The sequence below is a fragment of the Planosporangium mesophilum genome, from assembly GCF_016863255.1.
GTDB classification, from domain to species: Bacteria; Actinomycetota; Actinomycetes; order Mycobacteriales; family Micromonosporaceae; genus Planosporangium; species Planosporangium mesophilum.
This window is the reverse complement of sequence record NZ_BOON01000016.1, coordinates 13,796-30,811: the sequence shown is the minus strand read 5'-3', so window position 1 is coordinate 30,811 and position 17,016 is coordinate 13,796. Positions and strand designations below refer to the sequence as shown.

The window sequence follows — 17,016 nt, the reverse complement described above, 5'->3', positions numbered from 1 at the left end:
CGATTGGCCTTCAGAGTGGCATGTATGAGCGCCACCAGCAACCCCGTACCAATGCCACTACGCCACCAGACCGCGCGACGTCTCGTCCAGTTGTACGTCGGATTGGTCTGTTACGGGGTCAGCATGGCGCTCATGATCCAGGCGGGGCTCGGCCTGGACCCGTGGGACGTGTTCCACCAGGGACTGTCCAAGCTGACCGGGCTGCGCTTCGGCGTCATCGTCATCCTGGTCGGCGTCGCTGTCCTGCTGCTGTGGATCCCGCTGCGCCAGCGCCCCGGCATCGGCACGATCAGCAACGCGATCGTGGTCGGGCTGGTCGTCGACCCCGCGGTGGCGCTGCTGCCCACGCCCCGCGCCGTCGCCGCCCAGTGGGCCTTCCTGATCGGCGGGATCGTGCTGAACGGGATCGCCACCGGCCTGTACATCGGCGCGCGGCTCGGCCCGGGCCCGCGCGACGGGCTGATGACCGGGTACGTGGCTCGCAGCGGTCGCTCGATCCGCCTGGTACGCACGACCATCGAGGTGACCGTGCTCACCGCGGGCTTCCTGCTGGGCGGTCAGGTCGGCTGGGCGACGCTGCTGTACGCGGTGTCGATCGGCCCGCTGGCCCACGTGTTCATCCCGCTGTTCTCGGTACGCTCACCGGCCGTGGCCCCGGCGCCCGCCGAGCCCCTGGCCGCATAGCCCGCCCCGGCCCATGATCACGGAGACTTTTCCGTCCTGGAGCACGGAAATTTCCGTGATCATGTGAGTGCGGCCTCGACCCGGTTCCGGCCGGCGTCCTTGGCTCGGTACATCGCACGGTCGGCGCGGGCCACCAGCTCGTCGGCACTTTCCAACCCGTTCCAGGTCGCCACGCCGGCCGAGAACGTGCACCCCATGGGGGTGAGCGGGCGCAGCCGGTCGAGCAGCGCGACCGCCTCGGCTTCGGTGGCCCCGGGCAGCAGCGCGACGAACTCCTCTCCGCCGTAGCGGGCCACGAGGTCCACCGCGCGCAGGTTCGCCACCCACGTCGCAGCGGTCTCCTCGAGCAGGCGGTCGCCCGCCTGGTGCCCGTACGTGTCGTTGAACGCCTTGAAGTGGTCGAGATCCAGGACCGCGAGGGACAGCGGAGCAGCGTCACGCGCGGCCCGCCGCAGCGCCGACGGCAGCTCGGCGTTCCAGGCCCGGCGGTTGGGCAGCCCGGTCAGCGGGTCCCGCTCGGCCACCTCGCGCAGCCGGTCGGCCTGGTCGGCCAGGACGCGGGCCTGCGCGTGCACCTGCCGCACCAGCATCGTCATGCGGGCGACGACGAGCAGGAACATCGTCACACAGCCCAGCACGATCGGGTACGCGTCGGGTACCCGCCCGCCACCGCGGTACGCCTGCCACGCCAGCAGCGCCGGCGCGATCAGCGTGGCGCCGGCCAGCAGCACCAGCCGCCGAACTGAAACCGGCCGGACCCGGTCCAGATCCACCGGACGCCCGATCTCGGCCATTCCCGGGTGCAGCGCGCCGGCCCCGAAACAGAGGTAGGCGACCAGATACGTGCAGTCGATCAACCGGCTGCCCAGGTTACCCGGGTTGTAGAGGGCGTGGTCGGCGAAGGCCCAGACGTAGTCACCGCCGAGGAAGGCCGCCATGTTGACCGCGACCAGCACGAATGAGACGTTGCGCACGCCGTCCGTGGTCAGCAGCCAGGCCAGCAGGGCCAGCAGCAGCAGGTCCAGGGTCGGGTACGACAGCGTGATGAGCTGCGCGGGCAGGGCCATCGACCGGTCGCCGACCACCGGCTTCATCAGGAACACCCAGGTCAGCAGCGCGAAGGCGGTCGCGACGAGCAGGGAGTCGACGAGGTTCGCGCGGTCGCCGCCGCGGTTGCGGCGGCGCAACAGGAGCAGCAGCCCGAACGCCACCAGGAAGTAGCTGAGCAGGTACGGCAGGTCGTACGGGGCCGGCGACGGGCGGTCGGGGAGCATGAAGTACAGCACGTCACCGACGACATTCGCCCCCTGGCCGACGACCAGCAGCCACCACGCCGCCGGCTGTTCGGGGCGGTTGCGCCGCGTACCCACCGCCATCGCGGCCGTACCGACGACCGCTATCCCGTCGTACCAGCACTGCTGGAGCAGCCCCGGGGCCAACCACGGGTAGGGGGCGGCGACCAGCAGACCGACGCCCAGGAACCACGCCCAGCCGGGGACGCTCGTACGCATGACGCCGCCCTCCCGCTGTCGGCGATGCTGGCGCTCCCCTCCTCATCGGCAACCGACACGGCAGGCTGAGCGGATCTCCGGCTTCTCATGATCACGGGAAGGCTGGAGTCAGCGTACCGGGTGACCGGCGGCCCGCAACGAGTCCTTGACCTGGCCGATCGACAGCTGTCCGAAGTGGAAGACGCTGGCGGCGAGGACCGCGTCCGCGCCGGCACCCACCGCCGGCGCGAAGTGCTCGACCGCGCCGGCGCCGCCGGACGCGATCACGGGGATGCCGACGGCCTCCCGGACCAGCGTGATGAGCGGCAGGTCGAAGCCGTCCTTGGTACCGTCGCGGTCCATCGAGTTGAGCAGGATCTCCCCCGCGCCCAGCTCCGCCGCCCGGGCCGCCCACTCCACCGCGTCCAGCCCCGCACCGCGACGCCCGCCGTGCGTGGTGACCTCGAACCCGCTGGGCGTGGCCGGTGACCGGCGCACGTCCAGGGACAGCGTGAGGACCTGCCGGCCGAAGCGGTTGGCGATCTCGGCGATCAGCTCCGGCCGGGCGATCGCGGCCGTGTTGACGCCCACCTTGTCGGCGCCCGCGCGCAGCAGGGTGTCGACGTTGTCCACCGAACGCACCCCGCCGCCGACGGTGAGCGGGATGAACACGCTCTCGGCGGTACGGCGCACCACGTCGAGCATGGTGGCCCGCTCGTCGGCGGACGCGGTCACGTCGAGGAAGACCAGTTCGTCGGCGCCCGCCGCGTCGTAGGCGGCGGCGAGCTCGACCGGGTCCCCCGCGTCGCGCAGGTCGGCGAAGCGTACGCCCTTCACCACCCGCCCGGCGTCCACGTCCAGGCAGGGGATCACCCTCACCGCGACGCTCATGCCGGCACTCCACCGCTGTTGACGGCGCTGCGCTCGCTCACTGGATCTCCGACAGCGCCGTCAGCGCCTCGGCGACGGTGAACGCGCCGGCGTAGAGCGCCTTGCCCACGATCACGCCCTCCACGCCCGCCGGCTCCAGGGCGGCCAGTTGACGCAGGTCATCGAGCTTGGACACGCCGCCGCTGGCGACGACCGGCTTCTGCGTACGCTCGCACACCTGCAGCAGCAGGGTGACGTTAGGGCCGGTGAGGGTGCCGTCGCGCAGGACGTCGGTCACCACGTACCGGGCGCAGCCGGCCCGGTCCAGCCGGTCGAGGACCTCGAACAGGTCACCGCCCTCCTTGGTCCAGCCCCGGGCGGCCAGGGTGTGCCCGCGCACGTCCAGCCCGACCGCGACCCGGTCCCCGTACGTGGCGCAGACGTGGTCGGTCCAGTCCGGGTTCTCCAGCGCGGCGGTACCGAGGTTGACCCGGGCCGCGCCGGTCGCCAGCGCCCGCTTCAGCGACTCGTCGTCGCGGATGCCGCCGGAGAGCTCGACGGCGCAGTCCAGGCGCTTGACCACGTCGGCCAGCAGGTCGGCGTTGGAGCCCCGCCCGAACGCGGCGTCCAGGTCGACCAGGTGCACCCAGTCGGCGCCGTCGCGCTGCCACGCGAGGGCGGCCTCGAGCGGGTCGCCGTAGGCGGTCTCGCTGCCGGCGGCGCCCTGTACCAGGCGTACGGCCTGGCCATCGGCCACATCGACGGCGGGCAGCAGGGTCAGGGCCACGTCAGGTCCTCCGGTCCAGGGTGAGCACGAACAGCATTGGCGCGCAGAGCGCGATCAGGGCGGTCAAGGCGATGCGGGTCGACAGCCCGTCCACCAGCAGCCAGACGAACGTTACCGCCACCAGCGCACCGACCGTGATCCCCGCCCGTTCGGCGCGACTGAGCCGGGACGGCAGGCGCCCGGAGCCGCGCCGGCGAGGCAGTGCCGGGCGCAGGCGCGTGAGCACCGCGCGGCGGCGGGCCGCCCGCTCCCGCCGTACCCGCGCTTGGTGGGCTTCGGCCTCGCGCGCCGCTCGCCGCAGGGCGCGCTCCCGACTCATAGCGAGTTGACCCAGTTGGCCAGCAGCGCGGCGCCGGCGTCGCCGGACTTTTCGGGGTGGAACTGGGTGGCCGACAACACACCCTGCTCCACCGCGGCGGCGAACGGCGCGCCGTGCTGAGCCGTGGCGACGGCCGCACCCTCGACAAGCGCGGGAGCGGCGTACGAGTGCACGAAGTAGAACCGGGTGTCCGGCGCCAGGCCGGCGCTCAGACGCGAAGACGCGGGCCAGTCGACGGCGTTCCAGCCCATGTGCGGTACCACCGGGGCGGACAGCCGGGTGACCGCGCCGGGCAGCAGGCCGAGGCCCTTGGTGACCACCCCGTGCTCCTCACCGGCGGTGAAGAGCACCTGCATCCCCACGCAGATGCCGAGCACCGGCCGGCCGTCGCGGACCCGCTCGGCGATCACCGGGCCGGCGCCCAGCGCCTCGATGCCGGCCATGCAGGCGGCGTAGGCGCCCACGCCGGGCACGACGAGCCCGTCCGCGTCACGGGCGGCGGAGAGATCGTCGGTCACGACGACAGCGGCACCGACCCGTTCCAGGGCCCGCTGGGCCGACCGCAGGTTGCCCGAGCCGTAGTCGAGGACGACGACGCGCGGCGCCACCTACAGCACCCCCTTGGTACTGGGGATCCCCGACCGACCGTCGAGCGCGACCGCCTGGCGCAGCGCCCGGGCCACCGCCTTGAACTGCGCCTCGACCACGTGGTGGGCGTCGGGTTGGGCGCCCGGCCGGCCCGCGCGCAGCACGTTCACGTGCAGCGTGACCCGGGCGGTGTGTCCGAACGACTCCCAGATGTGGCGGGTCATGCTGGTCGCGTAGATCTGCCCGATGTACGGGGCGATGTTCGCCGGCTCGTCGTGCACCACGTACGGACGGCCGGACAGGTCGACGGCGGCCTGCACGAGCACCTCGTCGAGCGGCACGATCGCGCTGCCGAAGCGGGTCACGCCCACCTTGTCGCCGAGCGCCTGCGCGAACGCGGTACCCAGCGCGAGCGCGGTGTCCTCCATGGTGTGGTGGGCGTCGATCTCCAGGTCGCCCTCGGTCACCACCCGCAGGTCGAACCCGCCGTGCTTGCCGAGCTGGCTGAGCATGTGGTCGTAGAAGCCGACGCCGGTGCTGACCTCGACGGAGCCGGTGCCGTCGAGGTCGACCTCGACGAGGACCTTGGTCTCCTTGGTGGTGCGCTCCACGCGTCCGGTGCGGCTCACGACAGGCTCCGATCAAGTGCGGCCAGGAAGGCGTCGGTCTCTTCGGGGGTACCGGCGGTGACCCGCAGCCAGCCGGGCAGGCCGACGTCGCGGATCAGTACGCCGTGGTCGAGCATGCGCCGCCACACCGCCGTGCTGTCGGCCAGGCCACCGAAGAGCACGAAGTTGGCGTCGCTGGCGGCGACGGCGAGCCCGCGCGAGCCGAGCTCGGCCACGATCCGGTCGCGCTGGGCCTTGATCGCCTCCACCGTACCGAGCAGCGTCTCGGCGCACCCGAGCGCGGCGCGGGCGGCGGCCTGGGTCAGCGCGGACAGGTGATACGGCAGCCGGACGAGCTGGACCGCGTCGACCACGGCCGGGGCCGCGGCCAGATAACCCAGCCGGGCGCCGGCCAGGGCGAAGGCCTTGCTCATCGTGCGGGTGACGACCAATCTCGGGTACACCGGGAGCAGCGTCAACGCACTCGGGGTGCCGGGCCGGGCGAACTCGGCGTACGCCTCGTCGACGATGACCATGCCGGGCGCCTCGGCCGCCACCGCCTCGATCACGTCCATCGGCATCGCCGTGCCGGTGGGGTTGTTCGGCGAGCACAGGAACACCACGTCCGGGCGGTGCTTGCGGACCTGCGCCAGGGCGTGCTCCACGCTCAGCGAGAAGTCCTCGGCGCGGAGTCCGTCGACCCAGCGGGTACCGGTGCCGGTCGTGATCAGCGGGTGCATCGAGTACGCCGGGGTGAAGCCGAGCGCGGTGCGGCCCGGCCCGCCGAACACCTGGAGCAGCTGCTGCAGGATCTCGTTGGAGCCGTTGGCCGCCCAGACGTTCGCGCCGGTCAGCCCGTGCCCGAGGTAGCCGGCCAGGTCGGCGCGGAGCGCGACCGCATCGCGGTCGGGGTACCGGTTGAGCTCGCGCAGCTCGCCCTGGACCGCCTTGGCGATGGCGTCGACGACCTCGTCGGGTACGGGGTACGAGTTCTCGTTGGTGTTGAGCCGGACCGGCACGTCGAGCTGGGGCGCGCCGTAGGGCCGCACCCCCTTCAGCTCGTCCCGGAGGGGAAGGTCGTTCAGTTCGATCACTGGGCGAACCTCACACTCACCGCCTGGCCGTGCGCGGGCAGGTCCTCGGCCTCGGCGAGGGTGACCACGTGGCCGGCGACGTCGCGCAGCGCCTCCTGCGAGTACTCGATGAGCTGGACGCCGCGCAGGAACGTCTGCACCGACAGCCCCGACGAGTGCCGGGCGCACCCGCCGGTGGGCAGGACGTGGTTGGAGCCGGCGCAGTAGTCGCCCAGCGACACCGGCGACCACGCGCCGACGAAGATCGCTCCGGCACTGGTGACCCGCTCGGCGACGGCGCGGGCGTCCTCGGTCTGGATCTCCAGGTGCTCGGCGCCGTACGCGTCGACCACCCGCAGCCCCTGATCGATGCCGTCGACGAGGACGACCGCGGACTGCTCGCCGGTCAGGGCCTGGGTGACCCGCTCGGTGTGCTTGGTCGCGGCGACCTGCGTGGCCAGCTCGACCTCGACGGCCTCCAGCAGCGCCTCCGACGCCGTGACCAGCACGCTCGCGGCCAGCGGGTCGTGCTCGGCCTGGCTGATCAGGTCGGCGGCGACGTGGCGCGGGTCGGCGGTGTCGTCGGCCAGGATCGCGATCTCGGTCGGTCCGGCCTCGGCGTCGATCCCGACGACGCCGCGCAGCAGGCGCTTGGCGGCCGTGACCCAGATGTTGCCCGGCCCGGTGACCAGGTCGACCGGCTCCGACTCCTCGGTACCGTGGCCGAACATCGCGATCGCCTGGGCGCCACCCGCCCCGTACACCTCGTCGACGCCGAGCAGGCCGCAGGCGGCCAGGACGAGCGGGTGCGGCAGGCCGGTGTCACGCTGCGGGGGGCTCGCGACCGCCAGCGAGGCCACCCCGGCGACCTGGGCCGGCACGACGTTCATGACCACGCTCGACGGGTAGACGGCCAGGCCGCCCGGCACGTACAGGCCGACGCGGCGCACCGGGCGCCAGCGCTGGGTGACCGTACCGCCGGGGACGACCTGGGTGGTGTGGTCGGAGCGACGCTGGTCGGAGTGGACCTTGCGGGCCCGGGCGATCGACTCGAGCAGCGCGTCGCGCAGCGCCGGGTCGAGGGCCTCGACGGCCGATGTGATCTCCGTCGCAGGTACCCGCAGGGCGTTCTGTCGTACCCCGTCGAAGCGCTCGTTCGCGTCCATGACCGCCCGGGCGCCATGCTCGCGGACCGCCTCGACGGTCGGACGCACCAGTTCCATGGCGGCGGCGACGTCGAGCGAGGCACGGGGCAGCAGGCGGCGCGGGTCAGCGGTGGAGCCGCGCAGGTCGATCCGGGTCAGCACATAGAGAAGTCTAGGCGGCTCTCACGAAGCGGACCTGCTGCGTCCAACGGATGAGACCTACACTGCACCCCGCCGCCCGGACGGGCCCCCGGTGCGGCATCGGGCGTCGGATACGCTCAGCGGCGTGACCGCGGCGCTACCGCTGTTCCCGCTCGGCACCGTCCTGTTCCCGGGTCTGGTGCTGCCCCTGCACATCTTCGAGGAACGCTACCGGAAGCTCATGCGCGACCTCATGGCCCTGCCGGCCGACGAGGCGCGCGAGTTCGGCGTCGTCGCGATCCGCAGCGGCTGGGAGGTCGAGCACGCGACGCCCGGCGGCGAGTCGTCCGACGGGCTGACCACGAGCACCTCGCTGAGCCTGTACGAGGTGGGCTGCAGCGCCCAGGTGCGGCAGGTCACCGAGCACCCCGACGGCCGGTTCGACATCGTGACCGTGGGCCGGCGCCGCTTCCGGATCGTCGACGTGGACACCACGGCCGGCCCGTACCTCCACGGCCGGGTGGAGTGGCTGGACGAGTCGGCGGGCGAGCCGGGCCTGGCCGACGCCCTCGCCCCGGGTGTGCTCGAGGTCTTCCAGCGGTACCTGCGGATGCTGCGCGGGGAGACCTCGACCGGCGAGCAGTTGCCCGACGACCCCAACGTGCTGTCGCATCTGGTCGCGGCGACCGCCTCACTGACCATGGAAGATCGCCAGAGCCTGCTCGCCGAGCCCGACACCGTCAGCCGGCTGCGGGCCGAGCGCAAGCTGCTCAGCCGCGAGGTGGCGCTGCTGGATCAGATTCGGGCGGTACCGGCGACGCTGGCGGAGTTGTCGAACCGGTCGGCCCCGAACTGACGGTTTCGGCCCGCTCGGCCTGCTGCCCCGGCTCGGCCTGCTCCCCCGGCTCGGCCTGCTCCCCCGGCTCGGCCTGCTCCCCCGGCGAGGCCAGCCCTGCGGGCGGGACCGGCGGGGCCATCGGCTCGAACGGCTGGCGCGGCGGCACCCCCTCCGGCTGACGCAGGTCGGGCTCGACGTGGAACGCGGCCAGCATCAGGTAGGTCATGACCGCCGCGACCGCCTGTACCAGGACGGCGCCCTGTACCCGCGGCAGGAACCCGTACCACAGGCCGACGCTGCCCGACCGTACCGACGGCGGGCGCAGGATGTGCGTGCCGACCGGGGCGTGGGCGATCAACTGCCGGTACTGCGCGTACCCGATCTGGTGGCCCAGCCACGCGGTGAGCACCGCACCAGCGACGCAGCCCAGGCCCAGCCCCAGCAGGATCAGCGGCCCCCGGCGGTGGCGCACCACCGCCCACACCGTGACCGCGGCGAGCAGGCCGGCCACGAAGGTGATCAGCACGTACCAGCCGTCGCCGGCGATGAAGCCCTCCGGCTCCGCCTGGAGGGTGGTCGGCCCCGACTCGGTCATCACGAACTCGACCCTGGGTGAGACGGCCCGCCACAACAGGCCGAGCGGCAGCCCGAGGGCGGCGAGCGCCCCGGCGACGGCGAGCGCGATCAGCAGTTCACGGCGCAGGCCTCGATCGCGTACCGGTGGGGCGGGCGGTTCGGGCAGGGGCTGCGGTATGAGGGCTGCGGTCGTCACAGCGGCGATCCTGCCATGCCCCGCAGGCACCGCCCACCGGTACCGCTGAACCGGCGCAGGTCAGTTCGCCACCGAGCCGGGGCCGAGCAGCGCCTTGAGATCCCCCATCAGCGCCGGGGTGGGACTGACCCGCAAGGGTCCCAGCCGCAGCAGCGTGGTACGGGTACCGTCGACCAGCCGCAGGTGCACCTCGGCCGGGCCGGGGTGGCTGCCCAGTACCTCCTTGAGCCGCTCGACCAGCGGCTGCGTGCAGCGCGCCGGCGGCAGCGTGAGCACGACCGGCTGGAGGTCGTCGGGCACCGTGAGGTCGGGCAGCGACAGGTCCATCGCCATCAGGCGGGGCTGGTCGTCCCGGCGGTCCACCCGGCCCTTGACCACGACGATCGCGTCCTCGGCCAGGTAGGAGCCGACCAGCTCGTACGTGTTGGGGAAGAACAGCACCTCGACGGCGCCGGTCAGGTCCTCCAGGGTGGCCGAGGCCCAGGCCCGGCCCTGCTTGGTGATCCGCCGCTGCACCCCGCCGAGGATGCCGGCGAGCGTGACGACCGCGCCGTCCGCAACGGCGCCCTCCTCCGACAGGCTCGCGATCTGCCGCTCACTGACGCGGTTGAGCACGTACTCGTACCCGTTGAGCGGATGGTCGGAGACGTACAGGCCGAGCATCTCCCGTTCGAAGGCCAGCAGGTCGGGCTTGTCCCACTCGCCGTCCGGGATCGGCGGCGTCACGACCAGGGATCCCCCGTCCGCCGAGTCGTCACCGAACACGACGGCGAACAGGTCGAACTGGCCGACCGCCTCGTTGCGCTTGACGTCGAGGTACGCGTCGATCGCGTCGGCGTGCACCGCCAGCAGGCCCTTGCGGTGGTGCCCCATCGAGTCGAACGCGCCCGCCTTGATCAGCGACTCGATCGTCTTCTTGTTGCAGACCACCGGATCGACCTTGTGCAGGAAGTCGTAGAAGTCGCCGTACCGGCCCTTCTCCTTGCGGCACCGGATGATCGCCTCGACCACGTTGACGCCGACGTTGCGGACCGCGCCGAGGCCGAACCGGATGTCCGTGCCGACGGCCGCGAACCGCCCCTGCGACTCGTTCACGTCCGGCGGCAGCACCTTGATGCCCATCCGCCGGCACTCGGCCAGGTAGACGGCCATCTTGTCCTTGTCGTCCCCGACGCTGGTGAGCAGGGCGCCCATGTACTCGGCCGGGTAGTTGGCCTTCAGGTACGCCGTCCAGTAGGAGACCAGCCCGTACCCGGCCGTGTGCGCCTTGTTGAACGCGTAGTCGGAGAACGGGACCAGGATGTCCCACAGCGTCCGGATCGCGTCGTCGGAGTACCCGTTGGCGCGCATGCCGTCGGAGAAGGGGACGTACTCGGAGTCGAGGATCTCCTTCTTCTTCTTGCCCATCGCCCGGCGCAGCAGGTCGGCGGCGCCCAGCGAGTACCCGGCGAGCTGCTGGGCGATCGCCATGACCTGCTCCTGGTACACGATCAGCCCGTAGGTGTCGCCCAGGAGGTCGGCGAGCGGCTCGGCCAGCTCCGGGTGGATCGGGATCACCGGCTTGCGGCCGTTCTTGCGGTCGGCGTACTCGTTGTGGGCGTTCGCGCCCATCGGGCCGGGCCGGTACAGCGCGAGGACCGCGGAGATGTCGGAGAAGTTGTCCGGGACCATCGAGCGCAGCAGCGAGCGCATCGGGCCGCCGTCGAGCTGGAACACGCCGAGCGTGTCGCCGCGGGCCAGCAGTTCGTAGGTGCGCCTGTCGTCCAGCGGCACCTGCTCCAGCACCAGCTCGGTGCCGCGGTTGTCCCTGATCGCGGCCAGACAGTCGTCCAGCACCGTGAGGTTGCGCAGGCCCAGGAAGTCCATCTTGAGCAGGCCGATGCTCTCGCAGGCGCCCATGTCCCACTGGGTGATGATCGCGCCGTCCTGCTCGCGCTTCTGGATCGGCAGCACGTCGAGCAGCGGCTCGCGGGACAGGATCACGCCGGCCGCGTGTACGCCCCACTGCCGCTTGAGCCCCTCCAGGCCCTTGGCCAGGTCGACGACCTTACGGACGTCCGTGTCGGCCTCGTAGAGCTGCCGGAACTCGACCGCCTCCGGGTAGCGCGGGTGCGCCGAATCGAAGATCCCCGACAGCGGGATGTCCTTGCCCATGACCGCGGGCGGCATCGCCTTGGTGATCCGGTCACCGAGCGCGAACGGGTACCCCAGAACCCTGGCCGAGTCCTTGATCGCGGCCTTCGCCTTGATCGTGCCGTACGTGATGATCTGCGAGACCCGGTCCTCGCCGTACTTCTCCGTGGCGTACCGGATCATGTCGCCGCGCCGGCGCTCGTCGAAGTCCATGTCGATGTCGGGCATCGACACCCGGTCCGGGTTGAGGAACCGCTCGAACAGCAGGCCGTGCGCGAGCGGGTCCAACTCGGTGATGCCCAGGGCGTACGCGATGAGCGCCCCCGCCGCCGAACCGCGCCCGGGTCCGACCCGGATGCCGCTCGCCTTGGCGTACGCCACCAGGTCGGCCACGACCAGGAAGTAGCCCGGGAAGCCCATCTGGCAGACCACGTCGAGCTCGTACTCCGCCTGCTTGCGGTGGGTCTCGGGGACGCCGCCGGGGAACCGGCGTTCCAGGCCCCGGCGGACCTCGGCGCGCAGGAACGACTCCTCGGTCTCTCCCGCCGGCACTCCGAAGCGCGGCATCAGCTGGCGCGGCGCGAACAGCGTCGAGTAGTCGCCGATCCGCTCGGCGATGAGCAGGGTGTTGTCGCAGGCGCCGGGGACCTCGTCGTCCCAGAGCTTGCGCATCTCGTCGGCGGACTTGAGGTAGAAGTCGCGGGCGTCGAGCCTGAACCGCTTCGGGTCGGCCAGGGTCGAGCCGGACTGCACGCAGAGCAGCGCCTCGTGGGCGTCGGCGTCCGAGGCGTACGTGTAGTGCAGGTCGTTGGTGGCCACCGGCCTCAGGCCCAGCCGCTTGCCCAGCCGCAGCAGGTCGGCGCGGACCCGGCTCTCGATCTCCAGGCCGTGCTCCATCAACTCCAGGTAGAAGTTGTCCGGGCCGAAGATGTCGCGGAACTCCGCCGCCGCCGCGCAGGCCTTCTCGAAGTCACCGATGCGCAGCCAGGTCTGGATCTCCCCCGACGGGCACCCGGTCGTGCCGATGAGCCCCCTGCCGTACTCGTGCAGCAGTTCCCGGTCGGCGCGCGGCTTGTAGAAGAAGCCCTCCAGGCTGGCCCGCGAACCCAGCCGGAACAGGTTGCGCAGGCCGTCGGCGTCGGCCGCGAGCAGCGTCATATGGGTGTACGCGCCGCCACCGGAGACGTCGTTCTCGCCGCCGGAGGCCCAGCGCACCCGGGTCCGGTCGCGCCGGTCGGTACCCGGCGTGACGTAGGCCTCGATCCCGATGATCGGCTTCACGCCGGCGGCGGTGGTCTGCTGGTAGAAGTCGTAGGCGCCGAAGAGGTTGCCGTGGTCGGTCATGGCCAGGGCGGGCATGCCCATCCGGGCGGTCTCGGCGATCAGCGGCTTCAGCCTGGCCGCGCCGTCCAGCATCGAGTACTCGGTGTGCACGTGGAGATGCACGAACGAGTCGCCCACGCCAGCTTCGCCCCCTCATCCCCCGAGTCGTCGCAGCGATGGTAGCCCAGCGGTAGGACCGATTCCGGCGCTCGATGTGATCGGTCAGGAGCGGGCGTACGGCTCCAGCATCATCGCCGTCGCCTTCAGCCAGGCCCGCTTCGTGGCGGGGGCCAGCGTCCCGTACTCGATGTTGGAGCCGCTCTCCAGCTGCGGGTCGTACGGCACCACCGCAACCCCCCGGGTACGGGTACCGAAGTGCGCGGTCAGGTCGTCCAGCAGGGGCGACTTCCCCGGCGTCGGGCACGACAGGAGCGTGACCGCGTTCCTGACCATCGCGCCGAGACCGGCCTCCTCCAGCAGATCGAGCATCCAGTCGGCGGTGAACGCGGCGTCCTCGCGCGGCACCGTGGTCACCACGAGCTGGTCGGCCGACTGGATCACCGTGCGCCAGTTGGGGCTCTCCACGTTGTTGCCGGTGTCCACGCAGATCACGTCGTGGGTACGGCAGAGCAGTTCGAGCACCCGGCGGACCGTGTACGGGTCGAGCTTCTGCGCGAAGCGGGGGTCCTCCTCGCCGGCGAGCACGTCGTACGTGCCGTCGGAGGCGTGCCGGAGGTAGTCGTCGAGCCGCTCGGCCAGCTCGTACCCACCGTAGATCTCCAGCTGGGCGAGGTCGTGCAGCAGGTGCCGGATGGTACGGGCGTGCCGGGCGCTACCGGCCCGCAGGCCGAGGGTGCCACGCAGCTCGTTGTCGTCCCACGCGATCACGCCCCGCCCTCGCACGCTGCCGGCCGTGGCGGCGGCGAGCACGGTCGCGGTGGTCTTGTGCACCCCGCCCTTGGGGTTGGCGAAGGCGAGCACCCGCGGGCCGCCCAGGGCGGCGCGGAGCACCGCCTCCTGCCGGTCGGTCCCGTCGGACGGCTGCGGCGCCGGCGGCCAGCGCAGCGCCAGGCCCTGGTCGGTCTCCACGTACTCGTGCCGGGTTGGCGGGGGCGGTGCCGGCGGTGGCGCGGTCGGTGGCGGCGGTGGCGCGGTCGGTGGCGGGTCGTAGCTGACCAGCGCCTGCTCCCCGGATCTGCCGGGCAGGGCGCGGTCCAGCAACGATCGCCACCGGTTACTGGGCTCGGCCGATCGGCTCCAGCCGGCCTCGGTGCGCTCCAACGCTCGCCTCCTGCCACCTGTCTGCCGCCATCAACAGGCTACGGACCGGATCGATATCCGACCACACCCGGGATGTCCATACGGGCAACCGGGCTCCGAGGTTCAACGCTCGAATGGCCGTCGGGACGCTCCCGTTTAGCCGGAAGTGTCCGGCGGCACGGCCTGCTCGCGCTGCTCCGGCAGCGGGGGCAGGAACACCGCGCGGTCCAGCCGTCGTACCTCCGGGGCCGGATCGACCATCCGTACCTCGGCGCGGTGCGCGAGCGCGTCCAGCGCCGCCGGGGTCGCGCGCACCACGGCCGCGTACACGCAGGCGCAGTGCGCGCGGTAGCCAGCCGCCTCGGTGGCGGCGATCCGCTGGCCCGTGGTGTACACGGCGCGCAGCTGCGTCTCGGAGTTCCCGCCGCCGGACAGCTGCGCGACGAGCCGCGCGTAGTCGGCCGCCTCGGAGTCCTTGCGCGCGGCCACCCGGTCCATGGCGGCGACGACGTCCTCGGGCACCCGGTACGCGTCCAGCCGGACGATCTGGGTCTGCAGCCCCGGCGCCGGCACCCGCGCGTACACCTGGGTCACCGACGCACCGTTCAGAACCGGGGCCAGCTTGTCCGGGGCCAGGTACCCGCCCAGGGTCACCAGCGCGACCAGGTCCCCGGTCCCGCCGCCGGCCACCAGCCCGGCGAGCTCCGAGCGGCTGCGGTCGGCGTACGCCGGTACCGAGCCACCGTCGGCCACGCCGACCCGGACCACGTCGCCCGCCGAGGTGTCCCCGCCGGTGGCGCCGGTGGACACGCGCCCGACCTGCCACACCGTCACGGCGGTCACCGCGACCGCTGCCAGCAGGGCGACCAGGAGCAGGCCGCGCATGCGCCGCGCCCCGCGTCGCAGCCGGGCCAGCGCGTCGCTGAGGTTCATGCTTCCCCGCGCAACACCGACAGGGCGTGTGCCAGGTCGGCCGGGTACTCGCTGGTGAATCGGGCGTACTCGCCGGTCGCGGGGTGGGTGAAACCCAGTTCGTGCGCGTGCAGCCACTGGCGCTCCAGCCCCACCCGGCTCGCCAGCGTCGGATCGGCCCCGTACGTGAGGTCGCCGACGCACGGGTGGCGCAGCGCCGAGAAGTGCACCCGGATCTGGTGGGTACGCCCGGTCTCCAGCGAGATGTCGAGCAGGCTGGCGGCCGGGAACGCCTCGATGGTGTCGTAGTGGGTCACGCTGGGGCGCCCACCGGACACCACGGCCCACTTGTAGTCGTGGTTGGGGTGGCGATCGATCGGCGCGTCGATGGTGCCCCGCAGCGGGTCCGGGTGGCCCTGGACCACGGCGTGGTAGCGCTTGTCCACCTCGCGGGCCTTGAAGGCGCGCTTGAGCACGCTGTACGCCCGTTCGCTCTTGGCCACCACCATCAGCCCGGTGGTGCCGACGTCGAGGCGGTGGACCACGCCCTGCCGCTCGGCGGCGCCGCTGGTGGCGACGGTGTGGCCCATCGCGGCGAGGCCGGCGGTCACCGTCGGGCCGGTCCAGCCCGGGCTGGGGTGGGCGGCGACGCCGACCGGCTTGTCGACCACCACGATGTCGTTGTCGCTGTACACGACGTTCAGGCCGGACACCGGTTCGGGCTCGACCGGCCCGGCGAGCCCCTCGGGCGAAGGCAGCGTCACCTCCAGCCAGGAGCCGGCGCTGACCTTGTCGGACTTGGGCCGCGGTACGCCGTCGATCAAGGCGTCACCGGCCTCCGCGATCGAAGCGGCCGCGGTGCGCGACAGCCCGAACAGACGTGAGATCGCCTGGTCCAACCGCAGACCGTCGAGACCATCGGGTACGGGCAGTGAACGAACGTCAGCCACCTGCGGAGTCTGGCACACCTGTCTGATCACGGTTTCGGGTACGGGTACCGTCGACGCGCCGCCCGGTCAGCTCCAGCACGACCGCCAGCGTCACCCCGACGCACAGGGCCGAGTCGGCGATGTTGAACACCGGGTAGTGCTCGCCGTTGGGGCCGAAGAGACTGATCATGTCGATCACGTGCCCGAGCATCGGGCCGGGCGCCCGGAACAGCCGGTCGGACAGGTTGCCCAGCGCCCCGCCGAGGACGAGCCCGAGCGCCAGCGCCCACGGCGCCGAGCGCAGTCGCCGCGCGGTCCAGCAGATCCAGGCCACGACGGCAACCGTGATCACCGGGAAGATGAACGTGTACCCGGTGCCGAGGCTGAACGCCGCGCCGCTGTTGCGGATCAGGTCCAGGTAGACCACGCCGCCGAGCAGCCGTACCGGCTCGCGCCCGCTCAGGGCGCTGACGGCCCACTGCTTGGTGAGGACGTCGACCAGCAGCACCAGGGCACCGGCGCCGGCGAGCAGGCCGATCGGCCGGCCCGGGCGCAGGGCCCGCTCCGGCGCCTGCCCGTCGTCGCCCGGCCGTCCGACCCGCTCCTCGGACCCGGCCGGCTGCTGCGACCCGTGATCCGTGGCCAAGCTCTCCTCGCCGTTCAGCGCCGCTCCTCCAACTGCTTGCAGGTGACGCAGAGCGTAGCCGACGGGAACGCGGCCAGCCGCTCGACAGGGATGGTGTTGCCGCACCGCTCGCACCAACCGTACGTGCCGTCGTCGAGGCGCTCCAGCGCCCGCTCCACCTGGCTGATCCGCTCCAGGATGCTGTTGGCCAGCGAGATCTCCTGCTCGCGCTCGAACGTCTTGGTGCCGGTGTCGGCCTGGTCGTCGCCGGCCGAGTCGGTCAGCCGATCGCGCTGCAGCTCAGCGATCTCCGACAGGGTCTGGTCGTACTCGGTCCGCAGCTCGTCGCGACGCTCGGACAGGGCCGCCCGGATCTTCTCGGTGTCGGCCGCGGAGCGCGCGCGAGGCGCCTTACCCGTAGCGGTCTTGGTGCCGGCCGTGTCGGTGGCGGTCTTGCTGTCGGCGGTCTTAGCCATCGTCGCTCCCTCGGCCGCGGTGGTCGCGGCGGTTACCGGTACT

The 17,016-nt window shown here is 72.2% G+C and carries 16 protein-coding genes and 1 pseudogene; 2 read left to right on the top strand and 15 right to left on the bottom strand.

Annotated features, from left to right (window positions below; translation table 11 throughout):
- The first annotated feature begins 24 nt into the window (after positions 1-24).
- The gene (yczE, locus tag Pme01_RS08530; protein WP_239088092.1) at positions 25-684 is read left to right on the top strand and encodes a membrane protein YczE; all 660 of its coding nucleotides are present in this window, start codon (positions 25-27) and stop codon (positions 682-684) included.
- 59 nt (positions 685-743) lie between these two features.
- Here the strand turns inward: yczE and Pme01_RS08525 are convergent, their stop codons facing one another.
- The 8 genes from Pme01_RS08525 to hisD all read right to left on the bottom strand — a co-directional run bounded on the left by Pme01_RS08525 (position 744) and on the right by hisD (position 7,726).
- Positions 744-2,195, bottom strand: a complete 1,452-nt coding sequence (locus Pme01_RS08525; RefSeq protein WP_168115041.1) for a GGDEF domain-containing protein — start codon at positions 2,193-2,195, stop codon at positions 744-746.
- A gap of 108 nt (positions 2,196-2,303) precedes the next feature.
- On the bottom strand, positions 2,304-3,065 hold the full coding sequence (gene hisF, locus Pme01_RS08520) for an imidazole glycerol phosphate synthase subunit HisF (RefSeq protein WP_168115040.1): 762 nt from the start codon (positions 3,063-3,065) through the stop codon (positions 2,304-2,306).
- A 37-nt stretch (positions 3,066-3,102) separates the two neighbouring features.
- Positions 3,103-3,831 carry a bifunctional 1-(5-phosphoribosyl)-5-((5-phosphoribosylamino)methylideneamino)imidazole-4-carboxamide isomerase/phosphoribosylanthranilate isomerase PriA gene (priA, locus tag Pme01_RS08515; RefSeq protein ID WP_168115039.1) on the bottom strand — a complete coding sequence of 243 codons (729 nt, stop codon included), beginning with the start codon at positions 3,829-3,831 and terminating at the stop codon, positions 3,103-3,105.
- 1 nt (position 3,832) lies between these two features.
- Complete coding sequence (locus Pme01_RS08510) at positions 3,833-4,150, bottom strand: hypothetical protein (protein WP_168115038.1); 318 nt, start codon at positions 4,148-4,150, stop codon at positions 3,833-3,835.
- The gene (gene hisH, locus Pme01_RS08505; protein ID WP_168115037.1) at positions 4,147-4,758 is read right to left on the bottom strand and encodes an imidazole glycerol phosphate synthase subunit HisH; all 612 of its coding nucleotides are present in this window, start codon (positions 4,756-4,758) and stop codon (positions 4,147-4,149) included. Before hisH ends, Pme01_RS08510 begins: the two co-directional genes overlap by 4 nt.
- A complete protein-coding gene (hisB, locus tag Pme01_RS08500) occupies positions 4,759-5,367 on the bottom strand; it encodes an imidazoleglycerol-phosphate dehydratase HisB (protein ID WP_168115036.1) in 609 nt (202 codons plus the stop codon).
- Entirely contained in the window at positions 5,364-6,440 is a 1,077-nt protein-coding gene (locus Pme01_RS08495) for a histidinol-phosphate transaminase (protein ID WP_168115035.1), read from the bottom strand. Before Pme01_RS08495 ends, hisB begins: the two co-directional genes overlap by 4 nt.
- Complete coding sequence (gene hisD, locus Pme01_RS08490) at positions 6,437-7,726, bottom strand: histidinol dehydrogenase (protein ID WP_168115034.1); 1,290 nt, start codon at positions 7,724-7,726, stop codon at positions 6,437-6,439. The genes Pme01_RS08495 and hisD overlap by 4 nt, the downstream gene beginning before the upstream one ends.
- Before the next feature lie 124 nt (positions 7,727-7,850).
- Between hisD and Pme01_RS08485 the strand changes: the two genes are divergently transcribed.
- The gene (locus Pme01_RS08485) at positions 7,851-8,561 is read left to right on the top strand and encodes an LON peptidase substrate-binding domain-containing protein (protein ID WP_168115033.1); all 711 of its coding nucleotides are present in this window, start codon (positions 7,851-7,853) and stop codon (positions 8,559-8,561) included.
- Here Pme01_RS08485 and Pme01_RS08480 read toward each other — a convergent pair.
- The 7 genes and pseudogenes from Pme01_RS08480 to Pme01_RS08450 form a co-directional block, all read right to left on the bottom strand.
- On the bottom strand, positions 8,476-9,315 hold the full coding sequence (locus Pme01_RS08480; protein WP_168115032.1) for a DUF2567 domain-containing protein: 840 nt from the start codon (positions 9,313-9,315) through the stop codon (positions 8,476-8,478). The two genes, Pme01_RS08485 and Pme01_RS08480, sit on opposite strands and share 86 nt — an antisense overlap.
- A 60-nt stretch (positions 9,316-9,375) precedes the next feature.
- Positions 9,376-12,909, bottom strand: a complete 3,534-nt coding sequence (gene dnaE / locus Pme01_RS08475) for a DNA polymerase III subunit alpha (protein WP_168115031.1) — start codon at positions 12,907-12,909, stop codon at positions 9,376-9,378.
- 84 nt (positions 12,910-12,993) lie between these two features.
- Positions 12,994-14,013 (bottom strand): annotated as a pseudogene (locus Pme01_RS08470) (MinD/ParA family ATP-binding protein); the annotation flags it as partial.
- Positions 14,014-14,187: 174 nt separating this feature from the next.
- Positions 14,188-14,964, bottom strand: a complete 777-nt coding sequence (locus tag Pme01_RS08465) for a hypothetical protein (protein ID WP_168115029.1) — start codon at positions 14,962-14,964, stop codon at positions 14,188-14,190.
- Positions 14,961-15,893, bottom strand: coding sequence for an RluA family pseudouridine synthase (locus Pme01_RS08460; RefSeq protein ID WP_203935503.1), 933 nt, complete (start codon positions 15,891-15,893; stop codon positions 14,961-14,963). Before Pme01_RS08460 ends, Pme01_RS08465 begins: the two co-directional genes overlap by 4 nt.
- A complete protein-coding gene (lspA, locus tag Pme01_RS08455; RefSeq protein ID WP_373315473.1) occupies positions 15,886-16,518 on the bottom strand; it encodes a signal peptidase II in 633 nt (210 codons plus the stop codon). The genes Pme01_RS08460 and lspA overlap by 8 nt, the downstream gene beginning before the upstream one ends.
- Positions 16,519-16,532: 14 nt before the next feature.
- Positions 16,533-16,973 (bottom strand): TraR/DksA family transcriptional regulator, encoded by a 441-nt coding sequence (locus tag Pme01_RS08450; protein WP_168115027.1) that lies wholly within the window; start codon positions 16,971-16,973, stop codon positions 16,533-16,535.
- Positions 16,974-17,016: the final 43 nt, after the last annotated feature.

Bases quoted from the DNA above. Each gene is read 5' to 3' on its own strand.
- hisF (WP_168115040.1), bottom strand. From the start codon at position 3,065: ATGAGCGTCGCGGTGAGGGTGATCCCCTGCCTGGACGTGGACGCCGGG.
- Pme01_RS08525 (WP_168115041.1), bottom strand. From the start codon at position 2,195: ATGCGTACGAGCGTCCCCGGCTGGGCGTGGTTCCTGGGCGTCGGTCTG.
- Pme01_RS08510 (WP_168115038.1), bottom strand. From the start codon at position 4,150: ATGAGTCGGGAGCGCGCCCTGCGGCGAGCGGCGCGCGAGGCCGAAGCC.
- Pme01_RS08465 (WP_168115029.1), bottom strand. From the start codon at position 14,964: ATGAACCTCAGCGACGCGCTGGCCCGGCTGCGACGCGGGGCGCGGCGC.
- Pme01_RS08450 (WP_168115027.1), bottom strand. From the start codon at position 16,973: ATGGCTAAGACCGCCGACAGCAAGACCGCCACCGACACGGCCGGCACC.
- yczE (WP_239088092.1), top strand. From the start codon at position 25: ATGAGCGCCACCAGCAACCCCGTACCAATGCCACTACGCCACCAGACC.